The organism is Acidobacteriota bacterium (genome assembly GCA_018001935.1).
Classification (GTDB): Bacteria; Acidobacteriota; JAAYUB01; order JAAYUB01; family JAAYUB01; genus JAGNHB01.
Genome location: JAGNHB010000036.1, coordinates 25,578 through 42,745 on the forward strand (window position 1 = coordinate 25,578; position 17,168 = coordinate 42,745).

At 65.5% G+C, this 17,168-nt stretch carries 15 protein-coding genes; 4 read left to right on the top strand and 11 right to left on the bottom strand.

Going from position 1 to position 17,168, the window contains the following annotated elements; genetic code table 11:
• Positions 1-700 precede the first annotated feature (700 nt).
• Complete coding sequence (locus tag KA419_13530; GenBank protein ID MBP7866957.1) at positions 701-1,525, top strand: OmpA family protein; 825 nt, start codon at positions 701-703, stop codon at positions 1,523-1,525.
• 140 nt (positions 1,526-1,665) lie between these two features.
• On the top strand, positions 1,666-2,214 hold the full coding sequence (locus tag KA419_13535; GenBank protein ID MBP7866958.1) for a hypothetical protein: 549 nt from the start codon (positions 1,666-1,668) through the stop codon (positions 2,212-2,214).
• A 476-nt stretch (positions 2,215-2,690) separates the two neighbouring features.
• Here KA419_13535 and KA419_13540 read toward each other — a convergent pair whose 3' ends face one another.
• From KA419_13540 to KA419_13590, 11 genes are all read right to left on the bottom strand, one after another.
• Positions 2,691-3,374 carry an epoxyqueuosine reductase gene (locus tag KA419_13540; protein MBP7866959.1) on the bottom strand — a complete coding sequence of 228 codons (684 nt, stop codon included), beginning with the start codon at positions 3,372-3,374 and terminating at the stop codon, positions 2,691-2,693.
• Between the two features lie 444 nt (positions 3,375-3,818).
• Positions 3,819-5,009: a knotted carbamoyltransferase YgeW gene (gene ygeW, locus KA419_13545; protein ID MBP7866960.1), complete on the bottom strand. Its 1,191-nt coding sequence runs from the start codon at positions 5,007-5,009 to the stop codon at positions 3,819-3,821.
• 201 nt (positions 5,010-5,210) lie between these two features.
• Positions 5,211-5,450 carry a hypothetical protein gene (locus KA419_13550; protein ID MBP7866961.1) on the bottom strand — a complete coding sequence of 80 codons (240 nt, stop codon included), beginning with the start codon at positions 5,448-5,450 and terminating at the stop codon, positions 5,211-5,213.
• Positions 5,450-5,920 carry a nucleotidyl transferase AbiEii/AbiGii toxin family protein gene (locus KA419_13555; protein ID MBP7866962.1) on the bottom strand — a complete coding sequence of 157 codons (471 nt, stop codon included), beginning with the start codon at positions 5,918-5,920 and terminating at the stop codon, positions 5,450-5,452. The genes KA419_13550 and KA419_13555 overlap by 1 nt, the downstream gene beginning before the upstream one ends.
• 832 nt (positions 5,921-6,752) lie before the next feature.
• Positions 6,753-7,307, bottom strand: a complete 555-nt coding sequence (locus KA419_13560; GenBank protein MBP7866963.1) for a shikimate kinase — start codon at positions 7,305-7,307, stop codon at positions 6,753-6,755.
• Entirely contained in the window at positions 7,304-8,281 is a 978-nt protein-coding gene (locus KA419_13565; GenBank protein MBP7866964.1) for a VWA domain-containing protein, read from the bottom strand. Before KA419_13565 ends, KA419_13560 begins: the two co-directional genes overlap by 4 nt.
• The gene (mpl, locus tag KA419_13570; protein ID MBP7866965.1) at positions 8,271-9,701 is read right to left on the bottom strand and encodes a UDP-N-acetylmuramate:L-alanyl-gamma-D-glutamyl-meso-diaminopimelate ligase; all 1,431 of its coding nucleotides are present in this window, start codon (positions 9,699-9,701) and stop codon (positions 8,271-8,273) included. Before mpl ends, KA419_13565 begins: the two co-directional genes overlap by 11 nt.
• The gene (locus KA419_13575; protein MBP7866966.1) at positions 9,694-10,626 is read right to left on the bottom strand and encodes an LD-carboxypeptidase; all 933 of its coding nucleotides are present in this window, start codon (positions 10,624-10,626) and stop codon (positions 9,694-9,696) included. The genes mpl and KA419_13575 overlap by 8 nt, the downstream gene beginning before the upstream one ends.
• A complete protein-coding gene (locus KA419_13580) occupies positions 10,623-12,269 on the bottom strand; it encodes a glycosyltransferase family 39 protein (GenBank protein MBP7866967.1) in 1,647 nt (548 codons plus the stop codon). The genes KA419_13575 and KA419_13580 overlap by 4 nt, the downstream gene beginning before the upstream one ends.
• An 882-nt stretch (positions 12,270-13,151) precedes the next feature.
• Complete coding sequence (locus KA419_13585) at positions 13,152-14,174, bottom strand: glycosyltransferase family 4 protein (GenBank protein MBP7866968.1); 1,023 nt, start codon at positions 14,172-14,174, stop codon at positions 13,152-13,154.
• Positions 14,175-14,178: 4 nt separating this feature from the next.
• On the bottom strand, positions 14,179-14,463 hold the full coding sequence (locus KA419_13590) for a hypothetical protein (protein ID MBP7866969.1): 285 nt from the start codon (positions 14,461-14,463) through the stop codon (positions 14,179-14,181).
• A 789-nt stretch (positions 14,464-15,252) separates the two neighbouring features.
• Between KA419_13590 and KA419_13595 the strand changes: the two genes are divergently transcribed.
• Positions 15,253-15,681 carry a maturase gene (locus KA419_13595; protein MBP7866970.1) on the top strand — a complete coding sequence of 143 codons (429 nt, stop codon included), beginning with the start codon at positions 15,253-15,255 and terminating at the stop codon, positions 15,679-15,681.
• Between the two features lie 347 nt (positions 15,682-16,028).
• Entirely contained in the window at positions 16,029-16,814 is a 786-nt protein-coding gene (locus tag KA419_13600; protein MBP7866971.1) for a hypothetical protein, read from the top strand.
• Positions 16,815-17,168 lie beyond the last annotated feature (354 nt).

Genomic DNA, 17,168 nt, shown 5'->3' on the forward strand with positions numbered 1-17,168 from the left:
GGAGGAACCTCAAGGCCGCGCCCCCGGGCGCGGCCTTTTTCCATGGGGTGGATTCCGGGCGAGCCGTCCGGAACGAACGGCACTCCGCACGTTCGCGGCCGGCGTCCGCGGTGCCGCCCCGTGGACAAGGCACCGCCTCGCAAGGGCAGGCCCGCCCCGAAGGCGGCGGGAGGAAAGCGTTGCATTCGATTCTCAGGAGATGGCGTCCGACCGATTCACAGTGAGCGGAAACGGCTCCTCTCCGTGCCTCCGTGCCTTGGTGAGAGAAATTCCGGAAGGTCCCTCCCGGCGGCACGGCATTCCGGTGAAGGCGATCATTCATTCCCCATGGCTGCATCCCGGGTTAACCGGTCTTCTTTGCGGTTTTGGCGCCTTGGCGAGATCCAGATCCGGACCGATTCTCGCCAGGACGCCAAGCTCGCAAGGGAAGACCGCACCGGCCGCAACTTCCACTCTCGGCCAACGTTTCGGAAGATCGATCCCAATAGCTTCCGCGATTTGGCAACGATTTTACTTTGTCGGTCATACCGGGGTTCGAGGAAATGGAAGGTTCCCGGAAGGGGCGACCTCTACCAGAAACCCGAACAACCGGCTTTCGGGATGCTGTGATAAGATGCCCCGGTTTCGGCCGGGCTCACCCGCTGGCCCTTTGCGAGGGACCCTGGACCGGGCGGTTCCAACCCACTGCAGGAGACTGACGATGAAACGAGTCGGCTTGATCTTGATGCTGTCCACAATGCTGCTTCCCTTTGCCGCCATGGCCCAGGACGATGTTGAGGGCGGGAAGGACCACCCGCTCTTCACCCGGATGCCGGGGTTCTATATCCAGCGGTACGAGGAAAAGGACTTCGACACCCATTCGTTTTGGGAGAAAGGAAAGGAGGTCCCGGTGGAAGGGCGTACCACGACCCTCCTCTATGCGGTCAGAGAGGGGGTGAAGGAACCCAGCCGGCTCCAGGTCCTGGCCAACCACGAAAACGCGGCGCGAAAGGCGGGCGGGACGGTCCTGTCCAGGGACGACGACGGCAACGCCTATCTGCGGCTGGCAGAGGGGGGACGCGAATACTGGGTTCACGTCAATGCCTACATCACGTCCCAGTACACCGTGGTCGTCGTCGAAAAAAAGGCCATGACCCAGGACGTCGCGGCCAACGCCGAGGCCTGGTCCCGGGACATCGGGGCCACCGGCCGCGCTGCCGTCTACGGGATCTTCTTCGACAGCGGAAAGTCCGAATTCGGGCCCGGGTCGGACGCCGCCCTGGCCGAGATCGCCCGGTTGCTGAAAGCCAACCCCGGATGGTCGGTCTGGGTGGTGGGGCACACGGACAGCACGGGGGACGCCGCCGTCAACCTCGCGCTGTCCAAGGCCCGGTCCGAAGCGGTCGTCAGGGCCCTGGTCGGGCAGCACGGGATCGAGCTCCGGCGCCTGGAGGGCCATGGCGTCGGGCCGCTCGCCCCGGTGGCCTCCAACGACACCGACGAGGGGAAGGCGAAGAACCGTCGGGTGGAAATCGTCAAGCGCTGAGAGCGGGGACCCGGGCCCATCCTGATCCGCCCCGGAGGTTTTTTTTGCAACCATCGGGGAGTTGGAGGGTTTGATTCAGCACGCGACCGAGCGCCCCGAGCCGGGACGAATCGGAAACCGACATCATCGAGGAGGAGTTCATGAAACCGTCGTGGTCGTTGATCACCCTGATCCTGGCGCTCGGCGCCGCGTCCGCCGCACTGGCCGCCGGCTGGCCCTCGAACGTGACCCCGGTGGCCATCCAGAAGGGAAAGACCGTCACCGTGGCCGGAAAACTGGAGACCGGCCAGGTCCTGCCCGACCTTTCCTGGGCCTCCCGGAGTTCGGTGGCGTGCTTCCCCGCCACCCAGAACCTCCGTTTCAACGGAAAGCACGTTCTCTACGCGACCCAGCTTCCGCCCCGGTCGATCCTGACCGTCAAGGTCGTTCCGGACGACCCGTCCGTCGATCTGAGCATCTACGCCTACTCCATCGGCGTCAATAACTTCGCCGTGGTCCCGGACCTGGGGTCCTGCGTCAGTTGCGAGGCCGAGCACAAGTGGGACCGCCCCAAGCGCGGCAAGACCCAGGACCACACCCGCGCGGTCAAGCTCAACGCCGTCACCAACCCCTACAACGTGGTGGTGGGCGTGGCCGGCGCCAACGGCCGCAACACGGGGTCCTACACGCTGGAGTTCACGCTGGAGTGACCGAAGGCCGGAACCGGCGGCGGATCTGAATGGCGACGGTCAGGTCACCGCCGCTGACGTCCATGTTCCGCCCGTTTGTCGACGGGAAGAGGTGCAGCGCCACGGGGATCGCCCCGCCCTGCGCAGTGGCGCAAGCTTCAGCTTGCGCGGTAAATCAAAGGAGCTGCGAGGCGAATCCGGGCGGAATCCCGACCGTAATTTCGCTCGCCAAGGCACGGGGGCACGGAGAAGAGACGTCTCCAATAACCGTGAACCGGCCGAACCCTTTCTCCGATCTCGTGCCTCCTGAATGCCGACTCCCCGCTCCTTCCTTCTGCCTTCTGGATTCTGAATTCTGTCTTCTCCGTTCGTAAGGAACCACGAAATACACGGAATACACGAAAGGGGCTGGAACCACGAACCACGCCAACCACACGAACAAGCTCATCGTCAGGCTCTGCGGGGCTTTGCGTCTTGGCGCCTTCGCGTGAGGCCGATCAGAGAGCTTCCCGAGGCTTTTGGCTTTCTTTCCTTCCCACCGGGCAGACGGCGACGCAGATGCCGCAGATGCGGATGTCGCCGTCGAAATAACGCTTCCCGAACTCCGTGCACTGGTTGCGGCACTTGCGGGCGTCGAGGAGGGCGTCGCGGTCGACGGAGACGTCCCAGGGGGCCCCGCTGACCGCCCCGGCGGGGCAGCCGTCGATGCAGACCCGGCAGGTGCCGCAGCGCCCCTTCGTCACCGGGTGACCCACTGGGCCGACGGGTCGGTCGGTCAGCACCGTCACCAGCCGGAGCCGGGGCCCGAAGCGCTTCGAGACGAAGAGGGCGCACTTGCCGATCCACCCGAGCCCGGCCCGGGTGGCCGCCATCTTGTGGGGGAAGGGGGTCCGCAGGTCCGCGGCGTAGATCGTGTCGAGGTCCCGGCCGGAAACGGTGGGCGCAATCGCCATGGCCTCGATGCCGTGCCCGCGCAAGTCCTCGACGATCCCCCCGGCAATGGCGGCCAACTGGTCGTTGACGGCCCGGTAGTGCTCGAAGTACTCCCGGGTCGGACCGTCGAGCAGGCCGTCCACGATGCGCCCGTCCAACCGTTTCCCGATGGAGATCCCGTAGCGGAATTCGCCGAGCGAGGCGTCCAGCACCCCGCCCAGGTCCGCGAGCCCCCAGATGAAATCCACCGCTGGAAGGCATCGATTGGCAACGAGTTGATCAGGTTTCTTAAAATCCAAGATTTTCCTCGAGTTGCAGTCGGGGAACGGTTGCGGGCTCACGTCAGGCTCCGTGCCTTTGCGCCTCCGTGAGAGAAGAATCCGGAAAATCTCTCACCAAGGCACGGAGGCACAGAGAAGGCGCCTGGGCAGATGCTCGGTAACCGCTGATCTGAGACTATCCGGACTCTCGCAAAGACGCGAAGACGCAAAGCCTCGCAAAGCGACGTCAGAGAAGAATCCCCGGCTTTTAACCGTCGGGATCTCAAGCAAAACCGATCAACAGCACCCGGAACCCTTTCGTGTGGTTCTTGTCATTCGTGGTTTCTTTCCGGCCAATCCTTGCCAGGACTGTCGAATCTTTTCCCTTCGCGAGGCTCCGCGTCCTGGCGCCCTGGCGTGAGACCGGGATCGCTACAGGCTCACCCGGCGCGGGTTGCGGTCCAGGACCTTCTGGAGGGTTCCGGCGATGTCGCCCGTCTTGGACAGGAGCATCATGGCCGCGATGATGTAGGGCTTCCAGCCGGCTTCCTTGTAGGTGGGCACCCGGTAGTGCTCGAAGACGTCCCTGGACACCTCGCCCGCCTTGCAGCTCACGTCGGTGATATCCGCCGGGAGGCAGTGCATGTAGAGCGCCTCGCCGCCCCGGGTGAGCTTCATCTTCTCGGCGGTGCACTCCCAGTCGACGAAGCGGGCGTTGTTGGCCAGGCAGCGCTTCTCCAGGTCCTTGAGCCCGTCGCGGTCGTTGTTCTTCAGGAGCACGGTGCGCTCCTCCATGACGTGGTAGGGGGCCCAGGACTTGGGGTAGACGATGTCGGCGTCCCGGAAGGCCTCGTCCATGGAGTTGGAGACGGTGAAGGCGCCGCCGGCGGCCGCCGCGTGCCGGGCCGCGGTCTCCTCGATCTCGGGGATGAGTTGATAGCCCTCGGGGTAGGCCAGGGAGACGTTCATCCCGAAGCGGGTCATGAGGGCGATGATCCCTTGGGGGACCGACAGCGGCTTGCCGTAGCTGGGGGAGTAGGCCCACGTCATGGCGATCTTCTTCCCGCGCAGGTTCTCCGCGCCGCCGAAGTGCCGGACCAGGTGGGCCAGGTCGGCCATGGCCTGGGTGGGGTGGTCCATGTCGCACTGAAGGTTCACCAGGGTCGGGCGCTGGTGCAGGACACCCTCGCGGTAGCCCGATTCGGCGGCCTGGGCCACTTCGCGCATGTAGGCGTTGCCCATCCCCAGGTACATGTCGTCGCGGATGCCGATGACCTCCGAGTGGAAGGAGATCATGTTGGTGGTCTCCCGCACGGTCTCGCCGTGGGCGATCTGGGATTTCCCCTCGTCCAGGTCCGCCACGGTCAGGCCCAGCATGTTGGAGGCGCTGGCGAAGGAGAAGCGCGTCCGGGTGGAGTTGTCGCGGAACTGGGAGATGGCGAGGCCGGACTCGAAGACCTTCAGGCTGACGTTGTTCTCGTAGAGGTCGCGGAGGATCTCGGCCGTCAGTATGGTGGCCGCGATCTCGGCGTCGGTCTTTTCCCACGTGAGCAGGAAGTCGGTGTGCTTCATGTCGACGTTGAGCGCCTGCAGGCGCCCGATCTTGTCCTGGGTTTGCTTCATAGTGGTTTCCTCCTGGAATTGAACGGCCCGGTGCCTCTTCGGGGGGGCGCGGGGGCCGGAAAGGGCTGGATTATACAGAAATGTCCGGGGAAATCAAGAAGGATATTCCGGTTTTCCGCCCGGAAACCGGCGTTCCCGATCGCTTGCCGGGCGGTGTACGATCGTGCCGCGGCAGGACCGTGCGCGGCCCGGAGTGCCGCGCTAGGACCGTGATCGGCGCTCCTGGAAGGCGCGGAAGTTGGCCTCGGCCCACCGGTCGGTGAGGGCGTTCATCTCCTCGAGCGTCCGGTGCCGGTAGACGCCGGGCGGAAAATGGAGGCCGGTCGTCATTCGCCCGAAGCGCCAGATCCCAGTGAGGATGCGAGGGAGGACGGGGTCATCCGGCGCGTGCCAGCGTTCCCGCTTCATGTCCTCGAGAGACCGGAATTTCCGGACTGGCATTACTTCTCCTCAAAGCCGAATCGTTCACGGATGGATTCCGCATCTATCCGGTCCTTGGCGCGAACGGTGCCGAGCTTCATCCGGTACAGAGTGCGGGGGCTGACGACGGAGATGGTCAGATCCCCATGCGGAAGGCGGACCACTTCGAGGTCTTCGAAACGAAACGCTTCGCCCAGACGTGTCAGGATGTCAATGTGGAAATCGCCCTCGGGAGGAACGTACTGGACGGCCGGGTAATCCCCGAGCAGATCATCCGCAGAGATCTCTTCCAGATTCGGATCGTGGAATACGCTGAAGAGGGCCCTTTTCAAGGCCTCGATGTTTAGCCGGTCCGGCTGGATGAAGAGGTCGACATCCTCGGTGAACCGGGCGAGGCCGTGAAAGTTGAGGGCGGCACCGCCGAAGACGGTATAACGGACATTTTCCCTCTCCAGGGCTTCGAGTACTTTCGTGATCGCATCGTAGTTCACGGGACCTCCCTGACCGCTCCAAGATAATGTGCTCCGCCGTGCGCGTCAAGCACAGTTTTCCGCCCTTCGGCAAGGTAGGTTGATCGCGCCTTTCGCGCATCGTCGGACAGATCGGTCGGATCCGTCTGATCGGTCCGATCCGGAGGCCGAAATTGATACTCAAGTTCAGAGGGCAGTCAACAGGTCCTGGAATGACCGGTAAAGTTCTCGAATGATAACGATTCGAGAATGACAGAGGATTTCCTCGTGATCGAGGCGGACGACGGGCCCGTCAGAGTCCGATTTCCGAAGGTCGATGCAAACCGGGTCGTAGGAGCCGGTGGCGGGGGCGGCGAAGTGGAACATTCGTGCGGGAAAAAGTGATTGAACGAAGGCACGGTCCAGAAAAAGGCTGCAGGAAAGGTCGTCAGAATCCGCACGGTCCCCGGTGTTCCCGAAGAATTCGATCTCCCCCAGCGTGAACGGGAGAAATTCAAAGCGGTCCAGCAGTTCCCGACATAGCGGTGGAATCCGGAACGGGATTCTGGCCTCGATCTCCGACAGCCAGGGCGCTCCCTCAATCGGTACAATGACGGCCCCGGCCGCCCGGGCCCTTTACGAATGCGTTCACGATGGAGCTTCCGAACATACGAACAGCTTTTCCTTCTGACCCTTCGAGCCTTAAATCTCAATATTCACAACACATTCCGGGGGCTCGAAGACTCGCCCCCGGCTGCTTTCCCGTCGGCCCCTTCGGGGCTCGGTTCTCGACACGCCCCATTCGTTGTCCCATTCGGCCTGCGATGCCGACCCCCATAGGACTCGCCCAGCCTTCAGCCTTGCAGCCTATAGCCTACAGCCTTCCCCCCCCCACCATCCCCCGCCAGCGCAGGGTGCGCACGAGGTCCTCCACCACCGCGCGGACGGGGACCCCCCCCGTGCTGATCCGCAGCGCGGCGCTCTCGTAGGCGGGAAGGCGCTGGAGGTACAGGCCTCGCAGGCTGTTTTCGTCGAGAGCGGGATGACGGGGGGCGTGGGCCCGGGAACAGCGGAGGAGCAGTTCCTCGAAAGGGCACTCCAGCCAGACCGACAGGCCGGTGGAATCCGCCAGGGCCTTCGCGCCGGGGATGGCGTAGGTCCCGCTCCCCAGGGCCACCACCCAGCCCTTTCGTTCCGCGAGGGCCTTGAAGGCCTCGGCCTCGGCGGCCCGGAAAAACAGCTCCCCGTGCCGGCGGAAGATCTCCACGACGCTGAGACCCGCCCGGGTTTCCACCGCGGCGTCCAGGTCGGCGAAGGGCACCCCGAGGTCCCGCGCCAGGGCTTCCCCCACGGTGGTCTTGCCCGCGCCCGTGAAACCGATCAGGTAGACGTTGGCCGCCAGCGGGCCCGGTGCGCAGGCGTCCGTCATTTGGCGTTGTATCCCCGGCGGTGGTGGATCACCATGCCGGGCCGGTCCACGCGGACCTTGATCTCCCGGTAGGTGCCGTCCTTTTCCATGTTGTACGGCTGGTAGGAAAGGTAGTACTGCATCCTCAGCTCTTTGATGAGTTTGCGGTAAAGGGTCTCGAGCTTGTCGGACTTTGCCAGGTCCACCACCCGCCCCCCCGTCTCCGACGTCAGCTTCCGGATCTGGGACTCGGCGGCATACATGACCTTCATGAGCCCCGTCTCGTCGTACTTCGCGCCGTACTCCCGCTTGAAGTACTCGGCGTACTCGCGGATGCTCTCCGTCTTGCCGAAGATGTAGATCTGGGCGTCGCTCTGGAGGCAGGTGTCCAGGACTTCCTGGAACTTGACCAGGCTCCCCGTGTCCCACCCGTCGGTGACGGAGACGATGACCTTCTTGCCCTGCACCTGGGGGAGGAGGTCCTTCTGCACCACGTAGAGGGCGTCGTACCAGACCGTGTTCCCCTTGGGGAAGACCCGGTCCAGGGCCTTATCGAGGCGCTCCCGGTCGTTGCTCCAGTTGAGGATCAGCCGGGCCTCGGCGTTGAAGGTGACCAGGGCGATCCGGTCCTGGGCGTGGAGTTCCGCGGCGAACGCGCGGATGGCCTTCTTGATGGCCGTCATCTCCATGAACTCGCTGTGGCTGGCGTCCATCAGGAACACCACGTTGAGGGGGACCTCCTCGTGGGCCCAGTTGGCCAGTTCCTGCTCGATGCCGTTCTCCAGGACGTGGAAGTCCGTCCGCTTGAGGTCGGTCACCGGTTCGCCCTCCACGGTGGAGACGGAGACCGGCACGAAGACCTGGTTGGACTCGCTCCGGATGACGTTGTCGTCCTGGGCGGGGGCGTGGGCCGCCCCGAGCAGCAGCAGCGCCGCCGCCAGGAGCGCGGGGGGGAGGGGCCTTGTGCGGCCGCTTCGCCGGGTGTTACGCATCATGGTTGGTCCTCATCCTTTCGGCCAGTTTGCGGTGGATGTCGTCGAACCCGCCGTTGGACATCACGACCACCACGTCCCCCGGGCGGGTCTCCCGGGAGAGAAAATCGGCGATGGCGTCGCCGTCCGGGATGTAATACGCCCGCCCGCCGGAAGCGTTGAGAGCTTCCACGGCGATTTCGGGGCGGAAGCGGTCCGCCTCGGGGAGTTGCTCCTTCCGGAACACCTCGGCCAGGATCACCCCGTCGGCGCCGGCAAAGGCGGCGGGCATGGCCTCCTGGTGGACCTTTTTCCGGCACGTCCAGCTCCGGGGCTCGAAGACCGCCCATACCCGGCGGCCGGGGAAGCGGCGGCGGACGCCGGCCAGGGTTTCCCGGATGGCCGTGGGGTGGTGGGCGAAATCGTCGTAGATCAGCACGTCGCCCACTTCCGCCCGGAGGGTCATCCGCCGCTCGACCCCCGCGAAGGAGGACAGGGCCCCCGCCACCCGGTCCCAGGCAAAACCCGCATGGTCGAGCACGGCGGCCGCGGCCGCGAGGTTGCGGACGTTGTGGTCTCCGTGCAGGGGCGTGCGCAACTCCCCCAGGTCCTCCCCGCGGCGGTAGACCCGGAGGCGCGTGCCGTCGACGTCGGCGCCCGGGACCTCGACCCGCCAGTCACATCCCTCGGAGAGCCCGACGGATACCGTGGGGCAGAGCGCGCGAGCCGTCACCGCCCGGGCGTTGGGGCAGTCGCCCCCGTAGACGATGAGCCCGCTGCGGGGGACCATGTTCACCAGCCGCCGGAACTGGAGGAGGATGCTCTCCAGGTCGGGGTAGATGTCGGCATGGTCGTACTCCACGTTGTTCACCACCAGGAGGTCGGGGCGGTAATGGAAAAATTTGGGGGCCTTGTCGAAGTAGGCAGTGTCGTACTCGTCCCCCTCCAGGACGAACCATCGGCCCTGTCCGAGCCGCGCGCCTCCACCAAGGCCCGCGGGAATCCCTCCGATGAGGAAGGAGGGGTCCTCCCCGAGTTCGCTGAAGGCCCAGGCCAAGGCGGAGGCCGTGGTGGTCTTCCCGTGGGTCCCGGAAACCACCACCGAGGTCCGGCCGGGAAGGAACCGCAACCGGAGGGTTTCGGGCAGGGAGGCGTAGGGGATCTTGGTTTCCAGGGTGCGCTCGAGTTCGACGTTCCCCCGGGAGATGGCGTTGCCCACCACCACGAGGTCGGGCCGGGGCTGGAGGTTGGCGGGGTCGTAGCCCTGGAGGAGCCGGATCCCGTTCTGCTTGAGGTAGGTGCTCATGGGCGGGTAGATGCCCGCGTCGGACCCGGTCACGGTGTACCCGGCCGCCTTGAGCAGGTAGGCCAGGGACGCCATGGCGGTGCCGCAGATTCCGATCAGGTAAATGCGTTCAGGGGTGGATTTCGTTTTGTCAGGCATCGGGCCGGGCCTCCAGGAAGAGGTTATTTTCGGCGGTGCTCAGGCGGTAGGGGGGTCCGAACACCAGGGGGACCGTCGGGCGGTCCGAGTGCCCCGACGACAGGGCGCCGAGCACGGGGACGTCCAGTCCCTCCAGGGCGTGGGAGAGGGCTTCCCAGACGGTGTAGCCCTGGGCGGGGTGCTGGGAGCACTCCGTCATGCGGCCGAACACGATGCCCCGGCAGCGATCGAACTTCCCGGCCTGGCGGAGCTGGGTCAGGAGGCGGTCGAGCTGGTAGGGCTTCACCTGGGTGTCTTCCAGGAAGAGGATGCAGCCGTCGGTTTCCCAGGCGTACGGCGTCCCCAGGGTCGCCGCCAGGATGGAAAGGCACCCGCCCGTCAGCGGGGCGACGACGTCGGGGCCTTCCCGGAGGACCTCCAGCGGGACGGTGGAGACGCCGGCCCGCACCGAACGGCCTTCCAGGAGGGCGAAGAGGTAGTCCAGGTCGCAGTCCCGCGGCCCGCGGGCCACGTCGCCGGCCGGCATGGGCCCGTGGACGACCGGCCACCCCCAGCGCTGGCGGGCGTAGAGAAGCAGGAAGGTCACGTCGGAACAACCCAGCAGCCACTTCAGGGGCGGCGGGCCGTCGGCGAAGGCCCGGTCCAGGGCGGGGAGGAGCCGGCCGCAGCCATAGCCTCCCCGGGCAGGCCAGACGGCGGCCACCGCGGGGTCGGACAGGGACCGGACCAGGTCAGCGGCCCGGACGTCGTCGTCCCCCGCGGAGGAGAAGCGGGTTTCGAACAGGTTGGGCCCGGTGGAGGGCTCCCACCCCCGCCCCCGAAGACGATCGAGGCCGGCCTTCAGAAAGGCTTCCTTCACCGGGGAGGCCGGCGCGGGGACGTGGACCCGGTCGCCGGGTTTGAGGAAGGCGGGGAGGGTGGTCATGGCGCCGGGACCTCCAGGCGGGTCACCTTCACCACCAGCGACGTGCCGATCCGAAAGAGCGGTTTCATGCGGAAGCCGGGGGGGAGAAGGATGTGGGAGTAGTTCTCCATCAGGGTGAGGACGTAGACCGGCGACGGGCGCCGAACCAGCAGATCCGCGAGGAGGGGGGGCTCCAGGATGTTCTCGCTGCAGGTGTAACCCGTGTAGTAATCGATGGAGTGGTGGAGGTGCTGGAAGACCACCAGGGGGTTGTCCGGCCCGGTGAGACGCTTGACGGCTTCACAGACGTGGCGCCGGTTGAAGTCGGGCTCGAAGGTCTCGAAGAAGGCGGGAATCCCCACGAGGGCGGGGATGAACAGCATGAGCGAGACCGAGGCCGCGGCGGCCGCACGCTTCCCTCTCCGGTAGAGGCCCAGGAAGGGAAGGGCGGCCGCCAGGAAGAGCAGCCCGAAACCGATGCCCTCCAAGAGCCGGTCGAAGCGGACCTTCACGAACACCGGCATGGCGAGGGCCACCACCACGGGCGTCCCGAGGACGAACGCCGCCAGGGTCCGGTCCGGCTGTTCGTCGTCGATGAAGCGCTCCGTGCCCAGGGCCAGGAAGAGCGCCAGGGCGGGGAAGAGGGGAAGAATGTAACCCGCCAGCTTGGCTTCCGACACGGAGAAGAAGAGGAAAGGAAAGAAGGCCCAGCAGAGGGCGAAGGCCGTCCCGGAGGCACGGGCGTCCTCCCCCGCCCGGCGGAGGGCGTCCCGCAGGCCCCGCATCTTGAACAGGAAGGGGGTCCAGGGGAAGAGCCCCATCAGCAGGACGGGCAGGTAGAACCAGAAGGGTTTCGAGTGGTGGTGGATGGAGGTGAAGAACCGGGCCAGGTGGTGATTGATGAAGTAGACCAGGACGAAGTGAAAGCCCTGGCGTCGGATCATGAGGAGGTGCCAGGGGACGGCGGCCGCGAGAAAGAGGAGAATCCCGGGCAGGATGCGCCAGTGAAGGTAGTGCCGCCACCCCCCGGCCATGACCAGGAAGGGGACGATGGCCAGCACCGGGACGGCCAGGGAGACGAGGCCCTTGGCCAGGGCGGCGACGCCGAAGGCGAAACAGGCCCCCCAGAGGTGGATGTTCGGGTGGCGGACCGGGGCCTTCCCCTCGAAGCCCAGCCAGGAACGCCAGAAGAGGAGCAGCCCGGCGCCCAGGAAGACGGTGAGGTGGATGTCCATCACCGCCGCCATGGCGAAGGCGGAGTAGAGGAGGGTGGTCCCCAGGGACAAGGCGGCGAAAAACGCGGCGCGTCGCCCGAAAACGTCCCGCACGGCCCCGTGGAGGAAGGCGGTGAAGAGCAGTGCCAGCAGGGCGGACGGGAAGCGGGCGGCGAACTCGGTGCGGCCGAAAAGGGCGTTGGAGGCCATGATGCCCCAGTAAAGCAGGGGGGGTTTCTCCATCCAGGGGTAACCCTTCAGGACCGGCACCACCCAGTCGCCCCGGTCGGCCATCTCCTGGGGGATCCGGGCGTAACGGGGCTCTTCCGAGCCGAGAAAACCGTAGGTGCCGATGAGCCCGAACCAGAGGATTCCCAGGCAGACCAGCACCGGCCACAGCGGGTAGTTCGTGAAGAGGCGCCGGAAGGGGTTTCTCCACCGGGGCGGCATGGGAATGGGGTCTCCTTCGGTCGAGTGATTCGAGCCCGGGGCCCGGACCGCCTATTTTACCCTAAAACCGCCGCGCCATCACGGCAAAGTGTGGGGGGAAGCGGACCGGGGAATCCCTTCGCCCCTGCGGGGCAGACGGGCCGCATCCGGGGTGGCTTGGCGGAACGTTTCGCCACGGGGGTTTGGGGACGGGCCTGACAATGCGTCGTCGCCCGGGGGGGCGCCGACATCGGGTCCGGGAAAATGACACCGAATCCAGGAAAACGACACCGGGTCCGGGACAACGACACCTTTTCCGTGGCCGGATTCAACAGGGTTCGGCGGTTGGTTGTCTTTTGCATCTTCACCCCGCCGAGATCGTGCCTTACAGCGCCTTCACCCTGCCGAAATCGTGCCCGCCGCGCCTTCACCCCACCGGGAGCGTGCCCGCCGCGTACCCATTCCGCCGGGATCGCGCCCTTTGCGTCCTCACCCCGCCGGGATCGTGCCCTTTGCGTCCTCACCCCGTCAGGGGTGAAATGTTTGTAGAAAAGGCAGTTATAAAGATTGTCCTCCCCCGCGCGCCGCCGGCCCGGGAGGGCGCTTCGGAGCACGCTTCACCCCCGGCGGCGCGCGGGGGAAATAATCAATAACCACTATTACTACAAATATTTCACCCCTAACGGGGTGAGGACGCGGAGGCGCGCGGGGGAAATTAAAACAACCGTTTTTACTACCAACATTACACCCCTGACGGGGTGGGGACCCGTCGGTGCGCGGGACCAAACCACCCGCGGCGTTCCCGGCGGTAGCACCGCCGTCGGCGGAGCACCCACCGGCTGATGTCCCCCTTCCTCCGGAACCGGGGAACTTGTTCGTGTGGTTCGTGGTTCCTTTTCCGGTTCATCCGGGTTGGGACAGCAGGGCCAGGTAGGCGTCCGTTTCGGAGTAACCCGCCAGTTCCCGCTCGATTCGCTCCCGGGCGGCAGCACCCATCGCCTGGCGGCGTTCCGGGTCGCCCGCCAGGGACAGGGCGCCGGCTGCGAAAGACGCGGGGCTGTCGTAGAAGAAGGCCTCCCGCGCCCCGGCGGCCATGCGGCGGTGGCCCGGGATGTCGGAGAGGAGCAGGGGCAGCCCGGCGGCCATGGCCTCGCGCACTGCGTGGGGCATCCCCTCCGAGCGGCTGGCGGAGACGTAGACGTCCGCGGCCCGGAGGAAGGAGTCCGTCTCGTCGTGGGGGATCACCCCGGTTCGATGCACCCAGGGCCTGGCGTCGGCCATGCCGTGGAAGCGATCCCCGACCTCGGGCTCCAGGACCGGGCCGGCGTGGATCAGGACGAGACCGGGGCTCCGCTGAACGACGGGATCCAGCCACTCCAGAAGCTCGACGGGCCGTTTCACCGCCCGCAGGCCGCAGAGGGCGGCGAAGACCACGGCGTTGCGCGGGACACCCAGGCGGGAGCGGTAGTCGACGTCCGAGACGGGGAATTCCAGGCCGTTGGGTACGACATGGAGCGCCGTTGCCTTGCCGGGGACCCGGGCGGCGACGGCATCCCGCATGACGTCGTTGAAGACCGTGACGGCGTGGGCGAGCCGGATCGCCTCCAGCGCCGCCGGCCCGATCGCCGGGTCGTCCAGCATCTCGTTGGCGTCGGTGCCGCGAAGGGCCAGCACGACCCGGGCCCGGCCGTCGGCCGCGGCGGCTCGGACGGCCCCGGCGCTGTAAGCCGCCTGGAGGACCAGCACGGCGTCGGGCCGGGCGTCCGCCAGGCGCCGGCGGACGCTTTCCTCGGCGACCGCATCGGGGCCGGCCAGGATCTCCGCGGCGTGTCCCCGGTTGTTGAAACCCCTGGCCAACCGGCCGGCGGCAATGGCGTTCCCGCGCGGCACGGACAGGTCGAATGGCGTACAGATAAGGATTTTCATTGGATCAGGCCATGGGGAAAAGGTCCGGAACCGGCATGAGCAGGAACTCTTCCAGGGGGAGCCCTCCCTCCCCCACCCGTACACTGCGCGAGGGGTTGAAACACCGGGCGAACGCCTGCATTCCCGTCAATTCCCCCCGATACCGGCCGATCTTGACTTCGATGGCCATGCGGTCTTTCCCCCGGCGAAGCACGAAATCGACTTCACGGTCACCCTCTCCAGTAATGAAGCGGCGCGGCTCCCTCAATCGCTTCAGCAACTCCGCGTACTGCGAACGTCGACAGTCCATGGTTGCCCTCGCCATTTTGCTCATCATCCTGAGCAATTTTGATGCCCTCGTAAAAAGTCGGAAAGCGAGGGGGAAAGTGTCTGTAAGACCTTTGTTTGAGCCATCACCCAGAGGGTGATGGCACTTTTTGCGACCGCATCAATTTTACTCAATATCCTGAGCAAAATCCGCAAAAATATGAGAATGTTAAGGAAGCATCACTCCTGTCTTCTTCGTTCGCGGATTTTGTGTCTTTGGTGCGCCAGGGAAAGCCTGGCCGATCTACCTGACTGAGAGGTGTCAGGCGTGATAATTGCTCATTCATCATGTAGTTGCGGTCTCCTGCGCGAGAGTGATCAAGCGTGGGGAGCAGGCCGGTCTCCAACGCGAGGGCGCGTTGGGGGCGACGGGGGGAGAACCCTCCCGGACAACGAAGGTGCGAGCCCTAACGATTGTGAACCCGATTCGGCCTCGAAACGCAAGGATGATGGTGGCCAGCTAACCAGAGCATGTGAAGCCTGCCATCGACCGGGAAGGAATGAGCACGAGCACCGGTCGAGCCATCCGGGGTGGTTGGGGAGGGCGCGTATCGACAGATCGGTCGAGGAACCTGGGAGACCCGGCGGGAGGGGGCGCCAACCCCGACGGCTCCGGAGAACCCATTGGTTCGACAAGGTGTTCCATCGGGAGGACGGGCCGTTCCACTGGGCCAAGGCCCGCCTGGTGCGGTACGCGGACGACTTCGTGATCCTGGCGAGATACCAGGGGAGCCGTCTGCGGGCATGGATCGAGAAGAAGATCGAAACCTGGATGGGACTGGAGTTGAATCGCGAGAAGACCCGGGTGGTCAACGTCCGGGGAACCGGGGAGAGCCTGGACTTCCTGGGGTACACGTTCAGCTATGAACCCGACCGTCATGGTCGCGGGCATCGGTACCTGAACATGGCCCCCTCGAAGAAATCGCTGAACCGGGAACGGGAAAAGCTGCGGGAGATGACGGGGTCGAAGTACTGCTTCAAGCCGGTCAAGACAATGATCGGGGAAATCAACCGCCACCTGCGGGGATGGAGCAACTACTACGGGCACGGGTATCCCCGTAAAGCGTTTCGGGCGATCAACTGGTACGTACGGGTACGGATGAAAATCCATCTGCGTCGGCGGAGCCAGCGGCCTTACCGACCCCCGGAAGGGGTCACGATGTACGAACAGCTCAAGAGATTGGGGCTGATCTACTTGTAAAGGGAGAGGCGGCGCAACTCACTGCGACAGCCTGAGGGGATAGTCTCCGGGAGAGCCGGATGCGGGAAATCCGCACGTCCGGTTCGACGAGGGGGGAGCGAGTTGGAGTGCATGGCATACGGCTGCTGAGGCACGGACCGGGGAAACCCTGAAACACCCTATGCCGGAGCCTTAACACTCTCGCTCGCTCCTCTACTCTACCGGTCGATACCAGCCGCAACCGCAGAACACGCGGATTCCGCAGAGTTTTACCCGCCCGCATCGTTCTGCCCGTCCAGATGTCTGAAGATCTTGCCGAGCAGGGGCGTTCGGCGTAGAATGTGGGGAGACCGACCCGGAGGAGAGCCATGAAACCCCTCGCCACGTTTTTCGCGTGCCTGCTGTCGATGAACGCGATCATCGCGCTGTCTGGACTGGCGGCCTGGTTCGGGACGTGGTGGCTCTCCATCGCCGTGGCCATCGTCCTGGCCCTGGCGGTGATCGTCCTGGGGGTCTTTCAAAAATCGGGGGCCCTGTGGTGGGCGGCCTTCGCGGGGTGCTTCGGGGGCATCACGGGCAACCAGGCCCTGTACCAGATTCTGTTGCTGGTTTCCCGGCCGGTGGTGAGGGACGTCCGCGTGGAGGCGATCCCCGCGCACCCGGAGGCGTCCGCCTTCACCCTGGTGGACGCCCGGGTCCGGGACGACCTGTGGGGGTACTACCGCACTCCACCGAGCAGAACCCGGCGGTCGTCCTCCCGCGGCCGGGACGTCTACGCCGCGCCCCTGGTGGACGCCGGGTGGACGACGGAACAGCCGGTGGCGGCCTGGGTGATCTGCGGGGAGGTCTCCGCGTGCCGCAGGAACTGGAAGCAGCCGCCGCGGGCCGCTATCCGACTGGACCCCGGCAACCAGGACCTGGACGCCTGCCGGGCGGCCGCGGACGACGCCGTCGAGCGGCGTGGCCTGAAGATGGCCCCGGACCCCGTCTTCCTCGAGTGGGCGGAGTCGTACGAGGCCTTCTGGGCGGAGCAGGTCGACTGGTACAAGCTCACCATCGTCATCTGGAACCTGGTCTGGTTCGTCCCCTGGCTGACCTGGCGGATCGTCGCCCTGTTCCGGCCGCGCCCGCCCCGTACCCCGGCGTCTCCGTGAGCCATCCCCCCGGAATATCTCCGCGAGCGATCCTTCTGGAATTTCTCTCTGGAAGATCCTTCCGGAACTCTCACCACGGTGTTACGGCACGGAGAGGCTACGCCTTCGACGACCATGAACAGGCCAGACGCCATCTCCCGTCGCCTGCCTGCTGTCTCCCCGCACCGGACTTCTCCAGTCTGAATTCTGGATTCTGGATTCTGTCTTCTCCGTTCGTCTGTCTCGTGCTCCCCCTCTGAGGCCCATCCCCGGCGACGCGGATGTATTGATTTCACAAAGGATTCAATCCGGGAAATCCTGTTGACATCCTCGGCGCGTGATGCTATGAATAGACAAAATCGTCGGAAGAAGCGG

Coding starts and splice junctions, on each gene's coding strand:
- KA419_13530 (MBP7866957.1), top strand. CDS start 701: ATGAAACGAGTCGGCTTGATCTTGATGCTGTCCACAATGCTGCTTCCC.
- KA419_13535 (MBP7866958.1), top strand. CDS start 1,666: ATGAAACCGTCGTGGTCGTTGATCACCCTGATCCTGGCGCTCGGCGCC.
- ygeW (MBP7866960.1), bottom strand. CDS start 5,009: ATGAAGCAAACCCAGGACAAGATCGGGCGCCTGCAGGCGCTCAACGTC.
- KA419_13550 (MBP7866961.1), bottom strand. CDS start 5,450: ATGCCAGTCCGGAAATTCCGGTCTCTCGAGGACATGAAGCGGGAACGC.
- KA419_13560 (MBP7866963.1), bottom strand. CDS start 7,307: ATGACGGACGCCTGCGCACCGGGCCCGCTGGCGGCCAACGTCTACCTG.
- KA419_13565 (MBP7866964.1), bottom strand. CDS start 8,281: ATGATGCGTAACACCCGGCGAAGCGGCCGCACAAGGCCCCTCCCCCCC.
- mpl (MBP7866965.1), bottom strand. CDS start 9,701: ATGCCTGACAAAACGAAATCCACCCCTGAACGCATTTACCTGATCGGA.
- KA419_13575 (MBP7866966.1), bottom strand. CDS start 10,626: ATGACCACCCTCCCCGCCTTCCTCAAACCCGGCGACCGGGTCCACGTC.
- KA419_13580 (MBP7866967.1), bottom strand. CDS start 12,269: ATGCCGCCCCGGTGGAGAAACCCCTTCCGGCGCCTCTTCACGAACTAC.
- KA419_13585 (MBP7866968.1), bottom strand. CDS start 14,174: ATGAAAATCCTTATCTGTACGCCATTCGACCTGTCCGTGCCGCGCGGG.
- KA419_13590 (MBP7866969.1), bottom strand. CDS start 14,463: ATGGACTGTCGACGTTCGCAGTACGCGGAGTTGCTGAAGCGATTGAGG.
- KA419_13595 (MBP7866970.1), top strand. CDS start 15,253: ATGGGACTGGAGTTGAATCGCGAGAAGACCCGGGTGGTCAACGTCCGG.
- KA419_13600 (MBP7866971.1), top strand. CDS start 16,029: ATGAAACCCCTCGCCACGTTTTTCGCGTGCCTGCTGTCGATGAACGCG.